Origin of the sequence: Dactylosporangium sp. CA-052675 (assembly GCF_050947935.1) — a bacterium.
Lineage (GTDB): Bacteria > Actinomycetota > Actinomycetes > Mycobacteriales > Micromonosporaceae > Dactylosporangium.
The window spans coordinates 7,315,335-7,336,592 of sequence record NZ_CP192010.1 but is presented as its reverse complement, the minus strand read 5'-3'; the positions used below and the strand labels follow the sequence as shown (position 1 = coordinate 7,336,592).

16 protein-coding genes are annotated in these 21,258 nt (G+C 76.1%); 5 read left to right on the top strand and 11 right to left on the bottom strand.

Translation table 11 applies throughout. From position 1 onward, the window contains the following. Positions 1-2: 2 nt before the first annotated feature. The 4 genes from ACQP1P_RS32670 to ACQP1P_RS32655 are packed head-to-tail and all read right to left on the bottom strand — an operon-like array spanning position 3 to position 5,125. A complete protein-coding gene (locus tag ACQP1P_RS32670) occupies positions 3-926 on the bottom strand; it encodes a TIGR03621 family F420-dependent LLM class oxidoreductase (RefSeq protein WP_433076723.1) in 924 nt (307 codons plus the stop codon). Next, positions 923-3,085, bottom strand: coding sequence for a penicillin acylase family protein (locus tag ACQP1P_RS32665; RefSeq protein ID WP_433076721.1), 2,163 nt, complete (start codon positions 3,083-3,085; stop codon positions 923-925). Before ACQP1P_RS32665 ends, ACQP1P_RS32670 begins: the two co-directional genes overlap by 4 nt. Next, positions 3,082-4,389 carry a MupA/Atu3671 family FMN-dependent luciferase-like monooxygenase gene (locus ACQP1P_RS32660; RefSeq protein WP_433076719.1) on the bottom strand — a complete coding sequence of 436 codons (1,308 nt, stop codon included), beginning with the start codon at positions 4,387-4,389 and terminating at the stop codon, positions 3,082-3,084. Before ACQP1P_RS32660 ends, ACQP1P_RS32665 begins: the two co-directional genes overlap by 4 nt. Before the next feature lie 4 nt (positions 4,390-4,393). Then, a complete protein-coding gene (locus ACQP1P_RS32655) occupies positions 4,394-5,125 on the bottom strand; it encodes a phytanoyl-CoA dioxygenase family protein (protein WP_433076717.1) in 732 nt (243 codons plus the stop codon). Between the two features lie 338 nt (positions 5,126-5,463). Between ACQP1P_RS32655 and ACQP1P_RS32650 the strand changes: the two genes are divergently transcribed. Next, positions 5,464-6,180 (top strand): phytanoyl-CoA dioxygenase family protein, encoded by a 717-nt coding sequence (locus ACQP1P_RS32650; RefSeq protein ID WP_433076715.1) that lies wholly within the window; start codon positions 5,464-5,466, stop codon positions 6,178-6,180. A 49-nt stretch (positions 6,181-6,229) separates the two neighbouring features. On the opposite strand, the gene ACQP1P_RS32645 is transcribed toward ACQP1P_RS32650, so the two are convergent. Then, positions 6,230-6,964, bottom strand: a complete 735-nt coding sequence (locus ACQP1P_RS32645; RefSeq protein ID WP_433076713.1) for an SDR family oxidoreductase — start codon at positions 6,962-6,964, stop codon at positions 6,230-6,232. 128 nt (positions 6,965-7,092) lie between these two features. Between ACQP1P_RS32645 and ACQP1P_RS32640 the strand changes: the two genes are divergently transcribed. From ACQP1P_RS32640 to ACQP1P_RS32630, 3 genes are all read left to right on the top strand, one after another. Next, complete coding sequence (locus tag ACQP1P_RS32640) at positions 7,093-8,760, top strand: condensation domain-containing protein (RefSeq protein ID WP_433076711.1); 1,668 nt, start codon at positions 7,093-7,095, stop codon at positions 8,758-8,760. 319 nt (positions 8,761-9,079) lie between these two features. Further along, complete coding sequence (locus ACQP1P_RS32635; protein ID WP_433076709.1) at positions 9,080-10,309, top strand: thioester reductase domain-containing protein; 1,230 nt, start codon at positions 9,080-9,082, stop codon at positions 10,307-10,309. Beyond that, positions 10,306-11,229 carry a TauD/TfdA family dioxygenase gene (locus ACQP1P_RS32630; protein WP_433076707.1) on the top strand — a complete coding sequence of 308 codons (924 nt, stop codon included), beginning with the start codon at positions 10,306-10,308 and terminating at the stop codon, positions 11,227-11,229. The genes ACQP1P_RS32635 and ACQP1P_RS32630 overlap by 4 nt, the downstream gene beginning before the upstream one ends. Positions 11,230-11,272: 43 nt before the next feature. On the opposite strand, the gene ACQP1P_RS32625 is transcribed toward ACQP1P_RS32630, so the two are convergent. From ACQP1P_RS32625 to ACQP1P_RS32605, 5 genes are read right to left on the bottom strand one after another with little or no spacing between them, the layout of a single operon-like run. Next, the gene (locus ACQP1P_RS32625) at positions 11,273-14,488 is read right to left on the bottom strand and encodes an AMP-binding protein (RefSeq protein ID WP_433076705.1); all 3,216 of its coding nucleotides are present in this window, start codon (positions 14,486-14,488) and stop codon (positions 11,273-11,275) included. Beyond that, positions 14,485-15,861, bottom strand: coding sequence for a condensation domain-containing protein (locus ACQP1P_RS32620; protein WP_433076703.1), 1,377 nt, complete (start codon positions 15,859-15,861; stop codon positions 14,485-14,487). Before ACQP1P_RS32620 ends, ACQP1P_RS32625 begins: the two co-directional genes overlap by 4 nt. Beyond that, complete coding sequence (surE, locus tag ACQP1P_RS32615; protein ID WP_433076701.1) at positions 15,858-16,664, bottom strand: 5'/3'-nucleotidase SurE; 807 nt, start codon at positions 16,662-16,664, stop codon at positions 15,858-15,860. The genes ACQP1P_RS32620 and surE overlap by 4 nt, the downstream gene beginning before the upstream one ends. A 5-nt stretch (positions 16,665-16,669) precedes the next feature. Then, a complete protein-coding gene (locus ACQP1P_RS32610) occupies positions 16,670-16,894 on the bottom strand; it encodes an acyl carrier protein (protein WP_433076699.1) in 225 nt (74 codons plus the stop codon). Continuing rightward, a complete protein-coding gene (locus tag ACQP1P_RS32605) occupies positions 16,891-18,387 on the bottom strand; it encodes an AMP-binding protein (RefSeq protein WP_433076697.1) in 1,497 nt (498 codons plus the stop codon). Before ACQP1P_RS32605 ends, ACQP1P_RS32610 begins: the two co-directional genes overlap by 4 nt. Positions 18,388-18,498: 111 nt before the next feature. Between ACQP1P_RS32605 and ACQP1P_RS32600 the strand changes: the two genes are divergently transcribed. After that, positions 18,499-19,527: an aldo/keto reductase gene (locus tag ACQP1P_RS32600; RefSeq protein ID WP_433076695.1), complete on the top strand. Its 1,029-nt coding sequence runs from the start codon at positions 18,499-18,501 to the stop codon at positions 19,525-19,527. Positions 19,528-19,547: 20 nt separating this feature from the next. On the opposite strand, the gene ACQP1P_RS32595 is transcribed toward ACQP1P_RS32600, so the two are convergent. Continuing rightward, a complete protein-coding gene (locus tag ACQP1P_RS32595) occupies positions 19,548-21,236 on the bottom strand; it encodes a condensation domain-containing protein (RefSeq protein WP_433076693.1) in 1,689 nt (562 codons plus the stop codon). Between the last annotated feature and the right edge of the window lie 22 nt (positions 21,237-21,258).

Sequence of the window (21,258 nt, the reverse complement as noted above, 5' to 3'; positions counted from 1 at the left end):
GGTCAGCGTCCGGCGAGGGCGGCGACGACCGGGGCGAAGTGCCGCGCGGCGGTGTGCGGTACCGACACCGAGGACAGCCCCCACCGCTCCCGCCGGGCCAGCAGGTCCTCGGTGACCGACGCGACCGAGCCGATGATGAGGCTCGGCTGGGCGCGCAGCTGGGCGACGGTGATGCCCATCGCGCCCGCGTACATCTCCAGGAGCGGCCCGGGCTGCGGGGTGATCATGCACTCCCAGACGACGTGGTGCAGGCGCGGGTCGCGGCCGTGCGCGGCCGCGGCGGCCCGCACCACGGCGACCTTCTCGTCGAGGCGGGCCGGGTCGAGGTCGGCCTCGTCGGCGCCGCCCCCGGGGAGGCTGCGGGCGGTGAGGCTGACCGTGTCGGCGTGCTCGGCGGCCAGGCGCAGCAGGCGCGGGCCGCCGGCGCCGACGGTGAGCGGGATCCGGGGCCGCTGGACGGTGACGAAGGGCTCGGTGAGCTCGACGGTGTAGTGCGCGCCGGTGTGCGACAGCGCCTCGCCGCGCAGCAGCCGGTCGACGACGGCGACGCTCTCGGCGAACCGGGCGGCGCGCCGCGGGCCGTCGTCGAAGCGGACCCCCGCCGCGCGGTGGTCCTCGGCCCGCCAGCCGGCGCCGAGGCCGAGCTCCGCCCGTCCGTCGCTGAGCACGTCGAGCGTGGCGATCTCGTGGGCGAGCAGGACCGGCGAGCGCACGTCGTTGTTGGCGACCCGCGGGCCGAGCCGCAGCGTCGTGGTCACCGACGCCGCGGCGGCGAGGGCGGGCAGCGCCGCGAGCGGCTGTTCGACGTGGTCGTTGAGGTACAGCGCGTCGTAGCCCAGATCCTCGACCGACCGGGCCAGCTCCAGCCAGGCCTTGCCGGAGGTCTCGCCCCCGGTCGCGACGGAGAAGGTGAACGGCTGGGTCATCGAGCCTCCTGAAGGTGCGCGAGGACCACGTCGTCGCGCGGTTCGCCGGGCAGCAGCGGGGCCGGCCGCCCCCGCAGCCAGTCGTCGAACTGGTCGGCGTAGTTGGGGTGGCGGGGGTCGCCGGACTGCCCGCCCGGCAGGTGCAGGATCGCGTCGCCGGGGCGGCCGGGCGAGGCCACGAGCCGCATCGCCGGTCCGAAGCCGGTGTGCGCGGCGTGCACGGACTCGGCGCAGCCGGGCAGCGCGGCGTCGGGCAGGTCGAGCATGGCGGCCAGGTCGGGCAGCAGCGGCGAGAGCGGGTGCCGCGCGCCCGTGCGGTTCAGCGCTCCCCACGTGACGTCGGCGACGCGGGCCGGCGCCGTGGCGGGTCCGGCCGCGACCCGCAGCATGGCCGCGGACAGCTCCAGCTGCCCGAGGACGAACCGCGCCCGGGTCCGGTAGGGCGCCGGCACGACCGCGGGCTCGGACCGCAGCAGAGCCCGCAGCGGCAGCTCGTGGTCGAACCAGGTGTAGCGGAACCGCGGGTCGAGCGCCCGGCACGGCTGCAGCAGCGCCGCGAACAGCGACTCGCGCAGGTTCTCCCGCAGCAGGATCAGCAGGCCCAGCCCGCGCGCCCCGGCACCGGCGGTGCCGTCCCACGCCTCGACCGCATCGAGGGCGTCGCGCAGGGCCGGTGGGGTGTCACCGGCGTCGCCCGCCGCCGCCCGGACCAGGTCGCGGTAGAAGGCGAAGAAGCCGGCGTCGGTGTCGAGCTGCACGGCGGCGAGGTCCGCCTCGGCAAGCGGCGCCCCGGTCTCCAGCAGCGTCACGATCCGCCGCGCCCGGCAGGCGCTGAACCCGTTGGCCGCCACGTGCGCCGCGGCGGCGTGCTGTGGCGTGAGGTTGTTGGCGACCACCACGAGACCGCCCGGCGGGTCCACGAGCCGCGGCAGCCGCGCGGCACCGGGGAAGCTGCCGGTCACCGTCCAGGCGACCCGGCCGTGCGCGTCGGCGACCACGATGTTCAGCGGCGGGCCCGCGGCCCGGTTCGCGACGTCGCAGGCCTCCTCGGCCGTGCCCGCCTCGGCGAGGTCCGCCAGGCCGAGGTCCAGCCCGCCCGGTTCCAGCGGCCGCCACCGCAGCGCCACCGGGCGGCCGAGGAGCGCGGGGCCGTACACCGGACCGAAGCGGGACTCCTGGACGCGGACCTCGACGGGTTCGCCGCCGCGGACCTCGATGCGCTCGGTGCGCACGGTCAGGGGCTCGTCGTCGCCGAGCGGCACCAGGCGGGCGTTGTCGGCGGTGAGCCGGGTGGCGCCCCACGCGATCCGGCCCGTCGAGCCCGCGATCACCGCCGGCACGCCGGGCACCACGAGACCGTCGACCTCGTGCCCCGGGTAGCGCAGCGACACGCGGTACAGCAGCGGCGGCGCGGTCAGCGGCAGGTGCATGTCGTTGGCCAGCACGGCCCGGCCGTCGGCGGTCCGGCGTCCCGAGACCGCCCAGGCGTTGGAGCCGAACGGCGACTCGTCCGCGCCGACGACCGGCGCGGCGCCCGGGTCGGGCCGGGTGTCCCGGGCGATGCCGGCCAGCGTCGCGAGCAGGGCCGGGTCCGGCGGTTGCGGCGGCGGCGCCGGGCGGCCGTCGATGCCGACGTCGTACGGGCCTTGCTCCGGCAGCAGGAACGACACGACGCCGGCGGGCAGGGCGGCCTCCATCACGGCGCGCATGCGGTGCTCCGCGCCGTCGCCGCCGAGCATCTGCGCCAGCAGCAGCGCCACCGCGGTGCAGTCCCCGGGGTGCCACGGCTCGGGCGCGCCGCCGGTGACCGCGAACTCGACCGGCAGGTCCGGCAGGGTGGCGAGCCGCTCGTTCACGCCGCGCGTGTACGCCTCGACGAGCGCGCGCTGCCCCGGCGGCAGGTCCCGCAGGGCGCGCTCGGCGGCGATGCGGATGCCCAGGGTGCGCTGGGCGGTGTCGTGGGCCAGCAGGCCGGGCCCGAACACCTCGGCGAGGCGGCCGGTGGCGCGGCGGCGGAACAGGTCGAGCTGGAACAGCCGGTCCCGGGCGGTCACCCAGCCCAGGCCGCGGGCGACCGCCACGCGGTCCGGGCCGTGCACGGTCGGCACACCCTTGCCGTCGGTGCTGACCCGGACCTCGCCGTCGACGCCGCCGCTCACACCGCGGCCGGGACGGTGGCCGGCTCCTGCGCCGGCTCCGCGGCGGGCTCCTGCGCCGGCTTGCCGGCCGGCTCGGCGGCCTCGGCCGCGAACTCGGCGGTCGCCAGGTCGGCGAGGCGGCGCAGGTGGACCAGGTGCTCGACGACCGCGTCGTGCCCCACCCCGAAGTCGACCAGGCAGGCGATCTCGGTGGCGCCCGCGGCGACCAGCGCCCGGACGCGCTCCAGGGCCGTCTGCGGGGTGCCGAACAGGCCGTTGGTGGTGAAGTAGCGCTCGAAGGCCATCTCGACCAGCGTCTGCTTGTCCTGCTCGGTGACCTGGTCCAGGTTGATGTCCAGGCCGCGGCTGCGGACCAGCTTCTCGAACAGGTCGACGTGCGAGCGCAGGTAGCGCTGCAACGGCTCGCGGGCCAGGCGGCGTACCGCGTCGACGTCGGTGCCGACCAGCGTGTGCAGCATGACGGTGATCTCGCCCGCGTCCGGCGCCAGGCCCTCGGCCTGGCGGGCCTCGCGGTAGACGGCCGCCTTCTCCGCCAGCTCCTCGACGCTCTGCTCCAGCAGCGCGGTGAGCACGTTGGTGCCCATGCGCGCGGCCGTGCGCCACGTCGCCGGGTTGCTGGAGCTGGTGAGCCACACGTCGAGCGAGGCCTGGACGGGCCGCGGGTAGGCGGCGACGGCGACGGTCGTCCCGGCGCCGTCGGTGCGCTCGAGCGTGCCGCCCGCCCACAGGGTGCGCAGCTGGGTCAGGCGCTCGGCGAGGACCTGCTTGCGCGGCTCGAACGTCCCGGGCGAGACGACGAAGTCCTGCGGGTGCCAGCCGGAGGCGAGCGAGATGTCGACCCGCCCGCCGGAGAGGTTGTCGACCATCGCCCAGCGCTCGGCGACCTGCAGCGGGTCGTGCAGCGGCAACACCACGCTGCCGGCCCGGATGCGCAGGCGCCGGGTGGTCGCGGCGATGGCGGCGGCGAGCACGGCCGGGTCCGGGTACGGCCCGCCGAACGGGTCGTAGTGCCGCTCCGGCATCCACACCGCGTGGAAGCCGTGCTCGTCGGCGAACGCGGCGCAGCGGCGCACCAGGTCGTACGTCGCGGCGGCCGGGTGCTGCGCGTCGGAGGAGAAGAAGAACAGGCTGAACCGGGGCGCCCGCGCACCGTCGCGTGCCGTCGGCGCCGCGGCGGGCGCCGCAGCCGGCGTGCTCGCCGCGGCGGGGCGGGTCTCGCGCAGGCGGCGCTGCAGCTCGACGCGCTGCTGCGGGGTGAGCTGGGCCAGCCGCGCCCGCAGCTGCTCGTTGTCGGCGGAGGTCACCGGATCACCCGGCGTTCTCGGTGAGGTAGCGCGTGTGCGCGCCGCGGTAGCCGCACAGCAGCCCGAGGCGCCGCTTCGACGACGTGTTCGGCGGGCTGTCGTGGATGACCAGGCCGCTGTGGATCGCCGCGCAGCCGGCCGGCACCTCCATGACGGTCGCCTCGCCGGAGTCGCCGACGAACTCGTGGCCGACCTGCTGGCCCCACTGCGCCGGGATGTGCTCGCGCAGGCCGCCGCGGTGGCTGCCCATCCAGTACCGCAGGGCGCCGTTTTCGATGGTGGCGTCGTCGATGGCGATCCACAGGTGGACCACGTCCATCGGCTCCAGCGGCAGGAACGCGCAGTCCTGGTGCGCCGAGGCGGCCGAGCCGACACCGGCCGGCTTGTTGAACGTCTCCACGACGTAGAGCTCGGGCTCCCAGCCGGTGACCCGGCGCAGCAGGTCCTTGAAGTCCTCGCGGTTGCCGAACTCGGCGAACCACTCGTCGATCTGGTCCATGAAGTACGCGCTGCGCACCGAGACGCCGTCCTCCTCGATGCGGACGGTCTTGCGCACGATCTCCTCCGGCAGGCGGGGGATCACGTACTTCGCGTAGCGGTCGAGATGATGGCGGACCTCGACGAGCTCGTCCTGCGTCAGGACCTGCCCGGCGAACAGTGCGCCGTCCTCGACGAACCGGCGCGCGGCGTCGTCGAGGTCGGTGTCGCGCCAGTGCTGGATCGTTGTCTCGGTCATGCGCCCTCCGGCTCCCCGTCTGGTGAGGTGCATCCCAGTGCCCCGTCAATGCTCCCCGTGCCACGGCGGCAGGCGCGTGTCGCGGCGCCGGTCATGCACGGCACGGCGGAAACGGCCCGCGTCGGCGCGGGCCGTGGCGTCACCCTATCCAAGGATGTCGCTGCCGTCACGCCCTCGGGCGGCATTACGATCAATGAATCTGCGCTCTTGCCGGGCCGGGCGTGCCGGGTCAGAATCGGGACGCGGCGCGCGGGGACGCCGGGCCCCGCCGTGTTCGTCATCGACGGACCTCGTTTGTCATCGGCATCGTTCGGTATCGGCGAGAGGGAGTGGGCTGGATGGGATCGACGGCCGCGCAGCGCGAGCTGCGACTGCACGACACGGACGAGGCGGCGCTGCCCGAGTCGTACGAGCGCGACGGCGTGGTGCTGATGCGGGACGTGCTCAGCGCCGATGAGGTCGCCGAGGTGCGCGCCAACATCGCCCGGTACGCCAAGTGGCTGCTGCCGGCGCTGCCCGAGGACTGGGCCCGCCGCGAGGCCGACGGCACGCTGCGCGGCATGTACTTCCTGGAGCGCGTCGACCCGTTCTTCACCGGCTTCGCGGCCCGCGCGGACCTCAAGGACATCGTCGAGCGGGTCACCGGGCGCACGGCCACCTTCGCCTCGATGGAGACCTTCCACAAGCCGGCCCGGGTCGGCAGCCCGTCGCTGGTGCACCAGGACGGCGTGTACTACGTCGGCCGCCCGATCGTCGGCGTCAACCTGTGGCTGGGCCTCGACGACGCGACCGCCGACAACGGCGCCCTGCAGTACTGGATCGGCTCCCACCACGACGGCCTGGTCGAGCACGGCGGCGTCGAGGGCGACGCGTTCTTCCGCGCGATCCCGCCGCACATCGTCGCGGCGATGCCCGAGCCGTTCGTCGCCGAGCTGCGCAGCGGCTGCGGCGCGCTGCACCACGACATGATGGTGCACGGCAGCGACGGCAACACCTCGGACCGCCCGCGGCTGGCGATGGCCCTCACGTACACCCTGGAGCCCGCCACGCGGTAGCCGCCGGGCCGCAACGCCCCGGCCACCGGGGCGTTGCGGGCCCGCGGGGTCAGCCCGGGGGCTGGCGCGTCGAGATGAGCGCGATCTCGACGTGGTGCACGTCCGGCGGGGCGGACAGCACGTGCGCGATCTGCGCCGCCACGTCCGCCGGGTCGAGGCCCTGGTGCAGCTGGCCGTGCTCCATGTTGGCCCGCACGTCGGGGTCGCGGATGTAGGCGCCGAGGTTGGTGTGCACGAAGCCGGGCGCGATCACGGTGACGCGGATGCCGGAGCTGTACAGCTCCCGGCGCAGGCTCTCGGTGAGCGCGTGCACCGCGTGCTTCGTCGCGGCGTAGACGCCCTGGGCGGGCTGGGCCACCCGGCGCCCGCCCATCGAGCTGACGTTGACGATCTGCGGCGCCCGGCCGGCCTCGAGGTGCCTGACCGCGGCCTGGGTCACGGCGAGCAGGCCGAGCACGTTGACCTGGACCATGTCCGCCCAGTCGGACGGCTCGCCGTCGCGCACGAAGCCGAGCCGGAACGTGCCGGCGTTGTTCACCAAGGCGTCGAGGCCACCCAGCCGTTCGGCCGCGGTGTCCACGGCCGCCGCGGCGGCCGGTCCGTCGCTGAGGTCCGCGGCGACGGTGACCGCGCCGAGCTCCTCGGCGATCGCCTCGAGGCGCTCGGCGTCCCGGCCGAGCACCGCGACCCGCCCGCCGTCGGCCACCACCCGCCGGGCGACGGCGGCGCCCAGGCCGGCCGACCCGCCGGTGACCAGCACCCGTCTGCCGTCCAACACACCCATCCATGCCTCCCGTTTCGCCAGGGTCCGGTGATCATCGAGGAGTATAGGTGGGCCGGCGGTCCCGCGAGGGCCTGCGCCGATCGTCGAGGGTCAATGCGGTGCGCCGCCCGCTGCTACAGTCACGTTCCATGGCTGGCACTGGCACGGACATTCGAAGCCTGTCACACGACGAGGTCACCGGCCGGATTCGCGAGGCCTGGGCGGACCTGCTGGGGCGCGGCGACATCGGCCCCGACGACGACTTCTTCTCCCTCGGCGGCCAGTCGCTGGCGGCGGTGCGCGCGGTCGGCCTGCTCGCCGACCGGCTCGGCGTGGCGCTGCCGCTGCAGTCGGTCTACGAGGCCCCGACGCCCCGCGCGCTCGCCGAGCGCGTCCGCGACCCCGCCTACGCCGGCCTCGGCGGTCCGGTGCAGGCGGCCGACGGTGCCTCGGCGGCGCCCCTGTCCTGGCAGCAGGAGTGGCAGTACCGCATCGAGCAGCTCGTGGCCGGCAGCAACATCTACGTCTCCTTCGTGCGCTTCGACCTGTTCGGCCGCCTCGACGCGGGCGCCTTCGCGGGCGCGCTGCTCGGCCTGGTCCGCCGCCACGAGCTGCTGCGCACCGTGTACGAGGACGGCCCGCGCGGCATCACCCAGCACGTGCGCCCGCACGCCGGCGTCGAGCTCGACGAGCACGACCTCACCGACCTCGCCGACGGGCCGGCCGCGCAGCGCCTGCAGGCCCTGGCCCGCGCGTTCAGCCGCCGCGGCTACGACCTCGCGACCGACCTGGGTCTGCGCGTGATGCTCGCGCACCTGCCCGGCGGCCGCGCCAACGTCATCATCGCGGTCCATCACATCAACTTCGACGGCTGGTCGCGCGACGTGCTCCTGGACGACTTCGCCACGCTGTACCGCGCCGCCGCCGACGGACGCGACGAGGCGGACGACACCGAGCCGGCGGCCCCCCGGGTCTCGTACGCCGACTTCGCCCGCTGGCAGCGCGGCCGCTTCGACGCCGCCGAGGTGGCCGGCCACCTCGGGTTCTGGCGGGACGCGGTGCGCGGCGGCACGCCCCGGCCCCCGGCGCCGCAACCACCGCACGGCGCGGCGGGGAGCCCGGCCGAGCCGACGTTCATGTCGCGGCGGCAGGGCGTGGCGATCGGGCGGGACGACTCGGGGCGCTTCGCCGCGCTCGCGGGGGCGGCCGCCACGACGCCGTTCATCTCCTGCGTCGCCGCGTTCGGGGTGGTGCTCGCGGACTGGCTCGGCTGCGAGCGGCTGCCGGTGGCGACGATCACCGCCAACCGCACCTGGGCGGCGACGAACGACGTCGTCGGCATGTTCTGCACGGTGGTGCCGATCGTCGTGGACGTGTCCGGGGGGCCGACGTTCCACGAGGTGCTGGCCCGGTGCCGCACGGCCGGGATCACCGCCATGGCGCATCAGGAGTACCCGTTCGAGCACGTCTGCCTGACCATGGGCGGCGAGGTGATGCGGGAGCTGTCCGAGGGCATGCGCTACGGCATCGCCCTGCACCCGGCGGTCGGCGCCGACCGGCCGCTCGGCGACGAGCTGGTGCTGGTCCAGCGCCGCCCCGAGCTGCTCGGCCAGGACGAGGGCGAGGTCGACCCGTCGACGTTCGACCTGACCCTGGAGCTCCGCGAGTCCGCCGACGGGCTCGGCGGGCACCTCGCGTACCAGACCGACACCGTCGGCGCGGCGGCCGCGCGGGCGCTCGCGGAGCGGTTCGCCGAGGTCGTGCGCCGTGCCGGCGAGGATCCGCACGTCCCGGTCGCGCGGCTGCTGCGCGGCTGATGCCCGGCTGCACCGTCCGAAGTGGATGGACGTCGGTCACCATCGACGCCCTTGACGGTGTAGCGGCCCGTTGCTAGCGTCCGAGATCGATACGTCGCGGGGGGCGGATCGAGCGACGGCGATGTCGTGTGGGTTGGCCCCCGGCACGGACCCGGGAGGTCATGATGCCGAGCTCGTTCTCCAGGTTCTTGTCCGAGGAAGAGATGCGCCGCGTGCGCGAGCTCTACCAGCAGTCGCTGCAGGACGCCGACGCCGACCAGTCCGCCGCCGCGGGCGAGGCCCCGGCGACCGCCACACCCACCGAGCCCGAACCGGGGCGATGACCCGGACCCACCCGCGGGCCGGCGCCCCGTCCACGGACGGTGATCCGGCCGCGGACGGCGGTCTGGCCGCGGACGGCGGTCTGGCCGCGGTCATGGCGGCCGACGCCCGGCTCGCCGACGAGCTCGTCCCGGCCGCCGCGCCGGAGCCCGGGGCGCGCACCACCACCGTGGTCACCGGCGCCACCGGCTTCTTCGGCGCCGCCCTCGTCGACGCGCTGCTGCGCGCGGGGGAGGGCGACGTGCTGTGCCTGGTCCGCGCCGCCGACGACGACGCGGCCCGGGACCGGCTGACCGGGGCGCTCGCCCGAGCCGGCTACCGCGCCGCGACCGACCGGCTCCGCGCGGTCGCCGCCGACATCGCCGAACCCGGCCTCGGCCTCACCGAGGACCGCCGGCACGAGATCCGGACCGGCGCCGCCCGGGTGATCCACGCCGCGGCGAACGTCAACGGCAGCCTGCCCTACGCGTCCCTGCGCGCGAGCACGGTCTTCGGCACCGCCGGGGTCCTGCGCCTCGCCGCCGAGGCGGGCGCCACGCTCCACCACGTCTCGACCACCGCCGCCGTGCCGGTGCCGGGGGCCGGCCCGCACGCCGGCGCCGTACCGCTGCCCGGCCTGGGCAACGGCTACGCGCAGAGCAAGTGGGTCGCCGAACGCCTCGTCGACGCCGCCCGGGAGCGCGGGCTGCGCGCGTGGACCTACCGCCTCGGCGCGCTCGCCGGCCATCGCGGCACCGCGGTGAGCAACGAGCGCGACTTCCGCTGGATCTTCGTGCGCGCCTGCCTGCGGCTGCGGGCGGCGCCGCACATCCCCGGCGACCTGTGCTGGGTCCCGGTCGACGTGGCCGCCGACGCGCTCGCCGCCCTCGCGCGCGACGACCGGCGGGCGGCCGACCGGCACACGCTGCGGATCGCGGCGAGCACCGGCGTGCGCTGGGCCGAGGTGTTCTCCTGGCTGCGCCGGGCCGGCCATCGCCTCGACGTCGTCGAGCCGGCGCTCTGGTGGGACCTGCTGCGCGACCGGCTCGCCGGGGCACCGGACCTCGCGCGGATGGCCGCGTTCGCGCCCGCGCTGCCGTCCGGGGCGCCCCGCCCCGACGACGGCACGTGGGCCGCCCTGGCCGCGTACGGCGTGACCGAGGAGCCGTTCGACCGGCACCTGCTGCTGCGCTCCGTCGCCACGCCGGCGACGGATGGCCGGGAGCACGATGGAGAGGAACGGCCGTGACCGTCCAGCTGCCCGTCGTCGTCGACAGCGACGGCCGTGGCGTGCCCGAATGGCTCGCGGAGCACCGCGAGCGCCTGACCGGGCACCTGCACGAGACGGGGGCCGTGCTGCTGCGCGGCTTCGGCGTCACCGACACCGACGCGTTCGAGCGGTGCCGCCGCGCGGTGTTCACCGAGCCCGCGCGCTACGTCGAGGGGGCCACGCCGCGGCGGCAGCTCAGCGACAACGTGTTCACGTCGACCGAGTTCCCCGCCGCCGAGGTCATCCCGCTGCACAACGAGAACTCCTACGCCACCTCCTGGCCGGGCCTGCTGCTGTTCGGCTGCCAGCAGGCGCCCGCGACCGGCGGCGCCACCCCGGTCGCCGACGTGCGCCGGGTGCTCGGGCGGCTGCCGGCCTCGCTGGTGCGGACCTTCGAGGACCGCGGCGGCTGGATGCTGCTGCGCAACTTCGGGCCGTGGTTCGGGCTGGGCTGGCAGCGCGCGTTCGGCACCGAGTCCCGGGCCGAGGTCGAACGGTACTGCCGCGAGGCCGACGTCGAGGCCCAGTGGGTCGGCGACGACGTGCTGCGGACCAGGCAGGTGCGCCCGGTGCTCGCCACCCACCCCCGCACGGGGCAGCGCGTCTGGTTCAACCACGTGCGGTTCTGGCACCCGTCGTTCCTGCCGGAGGAGACCCGCGAGCTCATGCTCGAGGAGTTCGGCCCGGACGGCCTGCCCTACGAGACCCGCTACGCGGACGGCACCCCCGTGCCCGACGACGTCGCCGCCGAGATCGACGCGGCGTACGAGGCGGAGAAGGCGGCCCTGCCCTGGCGGGAGGGTGACGTCCTCGTCGTGGACAACATGCTCGCCGCCCACGGCCGCGAGTCCTTCACCGGCGAGCGCCGGATCGTCGTGGCCATGGGTGACCCGGTCTGACCGGCGCTGCGTGAGGGATGCCGGTGCATCCCCCACGGCCGGTTCAGCGGTGCCCGGCGGTCGCGTCGGCGAGGATGCCGAGCAGGGCCTCCAGCAGGGCGAGGGCTTCCTTCTCCTCGAAGACGTCGGTGCTGTACTCGGCGGCGAGGCGCAGACCGGCACCGTGGCGGGCGACGAACACGGTGAGCGGCGTCGGGGCCAGCGCGACACCGGTGGGCACGTCATCGGCCTCCGGGACGACGACCTGCACGCCGACCGTGTCACCGGCCGTGTCACCGGTCGCGTCGCCGGGACCGTCCGATGTGGATGCCGGAACCTCGTCGATGTCCATCACCAGGGCCACGTCCATCGGCGGGTCCGCGGCGGCGGTCGTCTCCAGGACCACGTCGAGCGGCACCTCCTGGTGCGCCACGGCCTGCAGGGCGGCCTCCCGTACGGCGCCCAGCACCTCGGTGAACGGCGCGTCCGCCGCCACCGGGGTCCGCAGCACGAGCGTGGTGGCGAACAGGCCCACGGTGCCGTCGAACTCGGCGTGGGTGCGGTTCGCGGTGAGGATGCCCGTCGCCGGCTCGCCGGTGCCGTACCGCCGCCGCAGCAGCACCCCGAGCGCGGCGCAGACCACCACGAGCGGGCTGGTCCGGTGCGCCGTGGCGAGCGCCTCCAGGGCCCCGGTGAGCGCCGCCGGGGCGTCGCACGCCGTGATCGCCTGCCGGTAGGTGCGCAGCCGCGGCTCCGGCAGCGGCCACCGCACGGCGTCGCGGGGCGCGGCCAGCCGGGCCGCCCAGAACGCCCGCTGGGCGTCGAGCTCACCGGCGGCGAGGCGCGCGGCCTGCCAGGCGCTGAAGTCGCGGTACGTGGCCCGGGGCCTGCTCTCGGTGCCGGCATCGGGACCGGCGTCGGTGCGGTGCAGCGACCGTGTCAGATCGGCGACGAGGATGCGCAGCGAGGCACCGTCGCAGGCGATGTGGTGCAGCACGAGCAGCAGCACCGACTCGGCGTCGGCGAGGCGCAGCCAGACCGCCCGCACCGGCGGCTCGGCGGTGAGGTCGAACGGGGTGCGGTACGCCTGCCAGGCGAGGGACCGGCCGCGGCGGTGCCGCCCGGCCTCGTCGGCGTCGCGCAGGTCGTGCACCCGCAGCGGTACCACCGCCTCGGGCCGGACCCGCAGGGTCGCCCCCGCGCCGTCGTGGTCGCCGCGGCCCGGGTCCACGACCGTGCGCAGGGCCTCGTGCCGCCCGGCCAGCGCCCGCAGCGCGCCGGCGATCCGCGGTTCGTCCACGGCCCCGGTGAGCCGCAGCGGCAGCACGACGTGGGCCGTGGCCATGCCGGGGGCGACCTGCTCGGCGTGCCACAGCGACCGCTGCTGCAGCGACAGCGGGACGGGCCGGTCGGCGGGCACCGCGACCGGCTCGACCAGCGGGGCCGGCGGTGCGGCGGTGGTGGCCGCGGTGCCCGGCGGCGTGGACGTGGTGGCCGCGGTGTCCGGCCGCGCGGCGGTGGTGGCCGCGGTGTCCGGCCGCGCGGGGGAGGGGGCCGCCGCCCCGGTGCCGGCCAGCTCGCGCACGGCCGCGGTGACCGCGCCGAAGGTGCGAAGGTCGAACACCGTCCGCAGCGGGATCGGCCGGCCGAACGCCTTGCGCAGCCGGGCCACGAACCGCGTGGCGAGCAGCGAGTGCCCGCCCTGGTCGAAGAAGTCGTCGCCGGGGCCGTCCGGCGCGGCGCCGAGCAGCTCGGCCCAGATCGCGGCGACCTTCGCGGCGATCTCGTCGCCGGGGGCCGGGCGGGTCCCGGGGCTGGCGTCGGGTGCGGCGGCGTCGAACAGCGCGGCCACCGCGTCCCGGTCCACCTTGCCGCTCGCCGCGTGCGGGAGCCTCGGCACCGCGCGGACGAGCGCCGGCACCAGGTACGACGGCAGCTCGCCGGCCACGAAGGCGCGCAGGTCACCGGCGCCGGGCCGCGCGACGACGGCCGCGACGAGCCGGGCCGAGCTCGACCCCGGGTGCTGCACGGCGACGGCCGCCGCCGTCACGGCGGGATGGCGCAGGAGGGCCGCCTCGACGTCGCCCGGCTCGATGCGGTACCCACGGACCTTCACCTGGTCGTCGAGCCGCCCGTGGACGACGAGGGTGCCGTCCGCGCCGAGCGTGCCCGCGTCGCCGGTCCGGAACACCCGCACGCCGTCCTCGACGCGGAAGCGTCCGGCGGTGAGCTCGTCCCGGCCGAGGTAGCCGCGGCCGACCCCGGCGCCGGCGATGTGCACCTCGCCGCGGACGCCGGGCGGCAGCACCGCGCCGTGCTCGTCGCGGACCGTGACGGTGGTACCGGTGATCGCCCGCCCGGTGGTGAGCGGCTCGCCCGCCGCCTGGAAGCCGCCCGTCGCCTGCACCGTCGCCTCGGTCGGGCCGTAGACGTTGGCCAGCCGGGTCGCGGGCAGCGCGCGGCGGGTGCGCTCCCACAGCTCGGGCCGCACGACCTCGCCGCCGAGCAGCAGCGCCCGCAGCGGCAGCGCGGCGCCGTCCTCGACCTCGCGCAGGGCCTCCTCCCACAGCGACGGCACGCAGTGCAGGCCGCTGCCGGGCCGCTCCCGCAGCGCCGCGACGAGCGCCGCCGGGTCCTCGCGGGTGCCGTGCGGCAGCAGCCACACCGGCTCGCCGCGGGTCAGCGGCGCGTAGGTCTGCAGGACCGAGGCGTCGAACGACGGCGGGGTCAGCGCGGGCAGGGCCGGCACCGTGCCGTCCACGCGATAGGCGTCGGCGACGTACCGCACGTACGCGAGGACGTTGCGGTGCTCGATCATGACGCCCTTCGGCCGGCCCGTCGAGCCCGACGTGAACAGCACGTACGCCAGCTCCCCGCCGTCCACCGCCGGAAGCCGGGCGTCGTGCGGGTCGAGCCGGAGGGTCGCGAGGTCGAGCACGGCGCGGGCGCCGCTGTCGCGTAGGATCACCGCGACCCGGGCCTGCGGATCGTCCGGCCCCACCGGCACGACGGCCGCGCCGGCCGCCATCACGCCGAGCGCCGCGGCGAGGTACTGCGGGCTCGCCCCGCCCCGCACGACGACCGTGCCGCCGGGCCCGTCCTCGAGCAGCGTGCGGGCCACCCCGCGCGCCGCGGCGGCCAGGGCACCGAAGGTGAGCACGCCGTCCGGCCCCTGCACCGCCGGCGCCTCCGGCCGCGCCGCGGCGTGCCGGAACACCGCGTCGTGCACGGTGACGGCGTCGTGCGGTACCTCGCCGGCGGCCAGGTCGTGGTGTGTCATGGTGCCCCCGTGGTCGAGTCCTGCGGCCCGTCGAGCGGCGCGTCCGGGCGGCCGGTGAGGTCCCGGGCGGCGGTGGTGAACGCTGCGGCCAGCCGCGCTGCCGCCGCTGCGGTGAAGAGCTCCGACTTGTACTCCAGCTCGCCGCTCAGCCCGTCGGCGCCGGGCGTGAGCAGCAGCGCGAGGTCGTGCTTGGACGCGGCGACCGGGACCCGGTAGCGCTCGCAGCGCAGCCCCGGCAGCGGCGGGAACTCGGTCGGGGCGTTGCCGTGCAGCACCATCACGTTGCTGACGGCCGACTCGCCCCGGCCCGGGGCCGCGGCGGTGACGATGTCGGCGTAGGGCAGCGCCGCGTGGGCCAGGGCCTCGCCGAGCGAGCGCCCGGCCGCGGCGACCAGGTCGCGGAAGGTGCCCCCGGGGCGCAGGCGCACCCGCACCGGTACCGTGTTGAGCAGACAGCCCACGAGGGACTGGGTCGCGGTGTCGTCGCGCCCCGCGACCGGCGTGGTGACCACGAGGTCGTCGGCGCCGGACAGCCGCGCCAGGCAGACCAGGAACACGGCGGTGGCCCCGGCGAACAGCGTCGTGCCGGCCGAGCGGCACACCGCCCGCAGCCCGGCCGTGTCCGCGGCGCCGAGGGTGAACGGCACGGAGCCGCCCGCGTAGCCGCTCGCCGGTGCCCGCGCGCCGGCCGGCAGCGCCACGCGCGACGGGGCGCCGTCGAGGTACCGGCGCCAGAAGGCGACGAGCCGGTCCCTGTCCACACCGGACGGTCCGGCGGCGGCCCGCACGGTGGCCAGGTAGCCGGGGCGCACGGGCGGCAGCGGCGGCTCGCAGCCGGCGGCGAGGGCGGTGTACGCGACGGCGAAGTCCCCCAGCACGACGCCGAGGGACCAGCCGTCGGAGACGATGTGGTGGAACGTGATGACCAGGACGTGGTCGTCCGGCGCGACGCGGACCAGCCGGGCCCGCCACACCGGCCCGGCGGTGAGGTCGAACGGGGCCCGCACCGACGCCAGCACCGCGGCCTCGGGGTCGCCGGCCGCGTCGACGACGTCGAGCGCCACCTCGGCCCGCGGCGCGACCCGCTGCACCGGCATCCCCTCGTCGTCCTCGTCGAGGCGCAGCCGCAGCGCGTCGTGGCGCTGCTGGACCAGCTCCAGGGTCCGGCGCAGGACGTCGAGGTCGAGCCGGCCGCGCAGCCGCAGGGCGGCCGGGTTGTGGTACGCGGTCGTGTCCGGGTTCAGCTGCTCGAACAGCCAGATCCCGAACTGGGCGGGCGTGAGCGGCGCCGGCCGGATCCGGTCGAGCAGGGCGCGCCGCTGCCGCGGGTCGAGCCGCGCGAGCCGGTCGCGCAGATCGTCGGCCGCCGTCACCGGGCTCCCGCCGGTGTGCCGTCCGCGGCGAGCGCGTCGCGCAGCGGCCCGTGCATCGCGGTCGCGAGGTCGGCGTCGCCCCGGTCGTCGATCGCCGTGAGGCCCTGCAGCGGGGTGACCGACACGTATCCGGCGGCGACCAGGCCGGCGTCGGTCTCCGGGTCCAGGGGCAGCGTGCCCGGCCGCTCCGCCAGTTCGACGTGGTCCTCGCCGGCCATGCCGACCGTCAGCCGGGTCGCGCCGAACGCGGCGAGCCGCCCCCAGCGCACGCCCAGCAGCGCGGCGGCCGGGAGGTCGGGCACGTTGACGTTGAGCACCGTGCGGGCGCGGGCCGAGGCGAGCGCGTCGATGGCGACCCCGGCGGCGAGGCCGGCGGTGTCCCAGTGGACGGGCTCGGCCGCCGCGAGGCTCACCGCGAGCCCGGACATGCCCATCGTCGCGGCGGTCAGGGCGGCGCCGACGGTACCGGAGTGCAGCACGCCCCGGCCGGTGTTGGCGCCCGCGTTCACGCCGGAGAGCACCATCGACGGCCGCGGCCCGAACACCCCGGACCGGGCCAGCAGCACGGCCAGGGCGGGGCTGCCGTCGACGCCGAACGCCTCGACACCGTCGAGACCCTCGAGGCGGCAGCGGCGCACCGGCACGCCCCGGGCGAGGTCGAACACGAGCGACGCGCTCGCGCCGCTGTGGTCGCTCAGCGGCGCGGCGACGACGACCTCGTGGCCCCGCCGGACGGCCGCCGCCGCGAGGACCGCGAGCCCCGGCGCGGCGACCCCGTCGTCGTTGGTGACGAGGATCCGCATGCGCCTCAGTGCCGTTCGACGACGAGCGCGGCGAACGTCTCCAGGTCCGGCGCGTCGAAGAAGTCGGTGAGCGACACCCGCACGCCGAAGCGCTCCTCGACCATGCCCACGATCTGGATCGCGCCGAGCGAGCTGCCGCCGACGTCGAAGAAGTCGCTCTTCGGCGTCCACTCGCGGGAGCCCAGGACCCGTCCGACGATCTCGTAGACCCCGGCCTCGACGTCGCTCATCGCGCTCCTCCCGTCGCGGCAGCGCGCCGCAGCTTCCCGGCGCTGGTGCGCCCGACATCGTCGACGAACTCGTAGGACAGCGGCACCTTCGCCAGTGAGAGGTGCTCGCGGCAGTACGCGTCGAGGTCCCACCGGTCCGGCGGCGACTGCGGGTCGGCCGCGGCGACCAGCGCGTGCACGGCCTCGCCGAGGTACTCGTGCGGCTTGCCCACGACGACCGCGTCGCGGACCGCGGGGTGGCCGAGCAGGACCGCCTCGATCTCCGACGGGTACACGTTGGCGCCGCCGACGTTGAGCACGTCGCTGGTGCGCCCGACGAGAAACAGGTAGCCCTCCTCGTCGATGCGCCCCGCGTCGCCCAGCGTGAGGAAGTCGCCGTGGGAGCGCAGCGGCGGCCCGTCGCCGAGGTACTCCGGCTGCGCGGTCGTGGCCGAGCGCAGGTACAGCTCGCCGACCTCGTTCGTCTCCGCCGGCGTGCCGTCCGGGCGCAGGACCAGCACCTCGCAGTCGGTGGGGCGCCCGACGCTGCCGGGGTGCTCCAGCCACTCGTCGCCGCGGATGGTGACCAGGCCCAGCCGTTCGACGCTGGAGTAGTCCTCGAACACGACCTTCGGCGGCACCAGCTCCAGCCAGCGGCGCTTCACCTCGACCAGGCACGGCCCCGCGCCCTGGTGCACCGCCTCGATGCTGGTGAGGTCGGCCTCGGCGAACGCGGGCACCTCCAGCAGCATCCGCATCTGGGTCGGCACGATCCGGAAGCAGTTGACCCGGAACTGCTCGACCAGCCCGGCGAACAGCGTCGGCACGAACCGCTCCAGCAGCACGATCGTGTGGTCGAGCACGAGGCCGTGGTGCAGCCCGGTGAACCCGGCGTGATACATCGGCAGCGTCACCAGCTGTACCTGGCCGAAGCGCAGCCCGGTCTCGCGCTCCGCGTCGGAGAGCAGCCGGTCCGGGTCGTAGACCCACGGGCGGCGGCGGATGACGATGCGGGGCAGGCCGGTGCTGCCGCCGCTGGCCGACGCCGAGCGCGGGACCCCGGCCGCCTCGACCGGGGTGTCGTCGAGCCCGTCGTCGTCGCGCCACCAGCCGCCCGCGACGGTGACGGTCTCCTCGCCGCTCCACTCGCCGCCGCCGATCAGCAGGCCGCCGGCGAGCTTGGCGCGCAGCGCGGCGCGCTCGGTCTCGGTGGCCTCGTGGTTGAGCGGCACGACGAGCGCGCCGGCCTTCCACGCGGCGAGGGTGGCGATGACGTGGTCCAGGCCGCTGGGCAGCGCGATGCCGACCGGGCCGGCCGGGCTCACCCCGGCGCCGCGGGCGCGCTCGATCAGGCCGCGGGCCGCGACGTTGCTGACCCGCTCCAGCCGCTCCCAGGTGAGCGACTGGCGGGTGCCGTCGGGCGCGACCGACACGATCGCCAGGGTGTCCGGGTGCTCGGCGGCGAGCGCGCCGATGCGTTCCCCGATCGTGATCCGGTCAGGTGCGAAGGTCATGTGGTTCCCCGTGTGGTGTTCGTCGGGCGGGCCGCGAATGGGAGCATGCTATCGGCAAGAGCAAATATGGTCGAGTGATCGCCGGCAATGCCCGGCGGAAAGGGGCGGGGGATGCGGTACCGGAGGTTCGGGCGCACCGGGGTGGAGCTGAGCACGCTGACGCTCGGCGCGATGAACTTCGGCGCGTCCGGGAACCCGGACCACGACGACAGCGTGCGGATCATCCACGCCGCCCTCGACGCGGGCGTGAACGCGATCGACACCGCCGACGTGTACTCCGCCGGCGCGTCCGAGGAGATCGTCGGCCGCGCGCTGGCCGGTGGCCGCCGCGACGACGTGTTCCTCGCGACGAAGTTCCACGGGCAGATGCCGGGCGGGCGCAACCACGCGGGCAGCTCCCGCCGCTGGATCGTGCGGGCCGCCGAGGACAGCCTGCGCCGGCTCGGCACCGACCACATCGACCTGTACCAGGCGCACCGGCCCGATCCGCACACCGACATCGACGAGACCCTCGGCGCGCTGAGCGACCTGGTCGCCGCCGGCAAGGTCCGCTACGTCGGCACCTCCACCTTCGGGGCCGGCGAGCTGGTGGAGGCGCAGTGGGTGGCCCGCACCCGGGGCCGGGAGCGGCCGGTGTGCGAGCAGCCGCCGTACTCGATGCTGGTCCGCGGCGTCGAGCGGGAGGTCCTGCCGCTGGCGGAGCGCTACGGCCTGGCGGTCCTGCCGTGGAGCCCGATCGCCGGCGGCTGGCTGTCCGGGCGCCGGCACCGCGACGCCGGGCCGGTGTCGATGCGGGCCGCGCGCTCCCCGCACCGCTACGACCCGCGGCACCCCGCCAACGCCGCGAAGCTGGTCGCCGCCGAGCGCCTCGGCGACCTCGCCGCCGAGGCGGGCCTGTCGCTGGTGCACCTGGCCGTCGCGTTCGTCCTGCGCCACCCGGCGGTCACCTCGGCGATCGTCGGCCCGCGCACCATGGAGCACCTGGAGTCCCAGCTCGGCGCCGCCGACGTCGACCTGCCGGCCGACCTGCTGGACCGCATCGACGAGATCGTCCCGCCGGGCACCGACGTCAACCCCGCCGACGCCGGCCACCGCCCGCCGTCGCTGACCGACCCGGCGGCCCGGCGCCGCGCGGGCTGAGGCCGTCGCGGGGTGCGCCATCAGCGGCCGGTCGCCGACGCGACGACCGGCAGGGCGCGCCACTGGGCGAGGTCGGCCGGGTCCGCGGGCGGATGCGCGCACACCACGTAGTGCTGCGGCGCCATCGCCGTCCGCCGGCCCGGCAGGGCGGCCATGCAGGCGGCGTGCAGATCCTGCGGCGTCACCGTCGCGGGGTCGGCCGGTGCCACCCACGCGGTGAGCCGGTCGCCGTCCTCGACGGCCACCGCGGCCGGTGCCCCGGTCGCGTCCGTGACGAGCCGGAGACAGTCGCGCAGGTCGACCAGGCTGTGGTCCACGACGCGCTCGTCGCCCGTGGCCGGGCTGGAGGCGGGCGTGCCGGTCTGCGCCATGAGCTCGGCGACCTTCAGGTCGCCGGTCGCGAGCCGGACCATGGCGTGCTCCATCCCGCGCAGCAGCGCCTCGGTGCCGGCGGGGGAGATGACCGCGGTGTCGGTGCGCAGCCACAGGTGCAGCCGGTCGTCCACGCGCGCGTCGAGGTAGAGCTTGTAGTTCTCCACCTCCAGCTTCGACAGCCATCCGAACGTGGTCGCGCCCTCGTGCTGCGCCACGGCCTCGGCGAACGCCTCGTCGCTCACCGGGGACATGTCCGCGTCGCTGTGGTGGACGTTCAGGGTCGTGGTGAGGTCGAGGGCCACGCCGCGCTGCGTGCCGACGGTCTCCACGAGGCGCTGCAGCTCCAGCGTCGGGTACTGGCCGAAGGAGTACGACTCCAGCAGCCCGCGGGACGCGGCCCGCACCGTCGCCGCGACGCTGTCCGGGTCGACCGGCACCGTCGTCGCGGTGAACTGGGCGAGCTGCCCGACGTAGCGCATCGCCGCCTCCGTGTGGCGGTTCCCGGCGATGATGAGCATCAGCGGCGCGCCGGTGCGGCCCCGCTCGCCGACGAAGATCGCGAAGAGGCCGAGCAGGACCGCGGTGGCCGGCACGCGCAGCCGCCGCGCGGCCTTGCGGATGGCGATCCCGCCCAGCGGGGAGTCGAGCTCGCCGATCCAGTACCGCGGCGTCTCCGGCACACGGGACGCGACCGGGAACAGCGTCTGCTGCGCCGCCCGAAGCTGCGCCTCGAGGTGCCCGAGGGTCCGTTGCCGCAGCTGCTCGCCCTCCGGCGAGGCCTCGAACCGGGCCCGGTCCAGCGGCTGCTCGCCGTCGGGGGGCGTGCCGCCCGCGTCGCCGGCCAGCAGCGCGGTGAGCTGGTCGCCCAGCAGCGCCGCGGCCCACTGGTCGACCGCGGCGTGGCCGACCGTGACCACCAGGTGCCGCGGCTCGTCGTCGTCGCACAGCAGCGAGACGCGCAGCGGCCACTCGTGGTCGGCGAAGCGCACCGCCGCGCAGAAGTCCTCCACCGCGTCCGGGCCGACCCCGTCGACCAGGCCGATCTCGACGGTCCCCGACGCCAGGACGGTCTGCACCGGCTCGCCGTCCGGCCCCGGGTGGAAGCGCGTGCGCAGCACCTCGTTGCGCTCCACGAGGGTCCGCACCGCCGCGGCGACCGCCTCGGCGGACAGGCCCGCCGGCACGTCCGCGCGGATGTGGAAGTTCAGGTGGGTGTCCTGGCCGCGCAGCGACTCGACCACGTCGTACATGAACCGCTGCGCCCACGTCAGGGGTGCCTCACCGCCCCGCCCGCCCTCGAAGCGGACGCGAACCGTCGTGTCCGGTGTCGTCATCGTGCCCTCCCCGTCTCTGGTA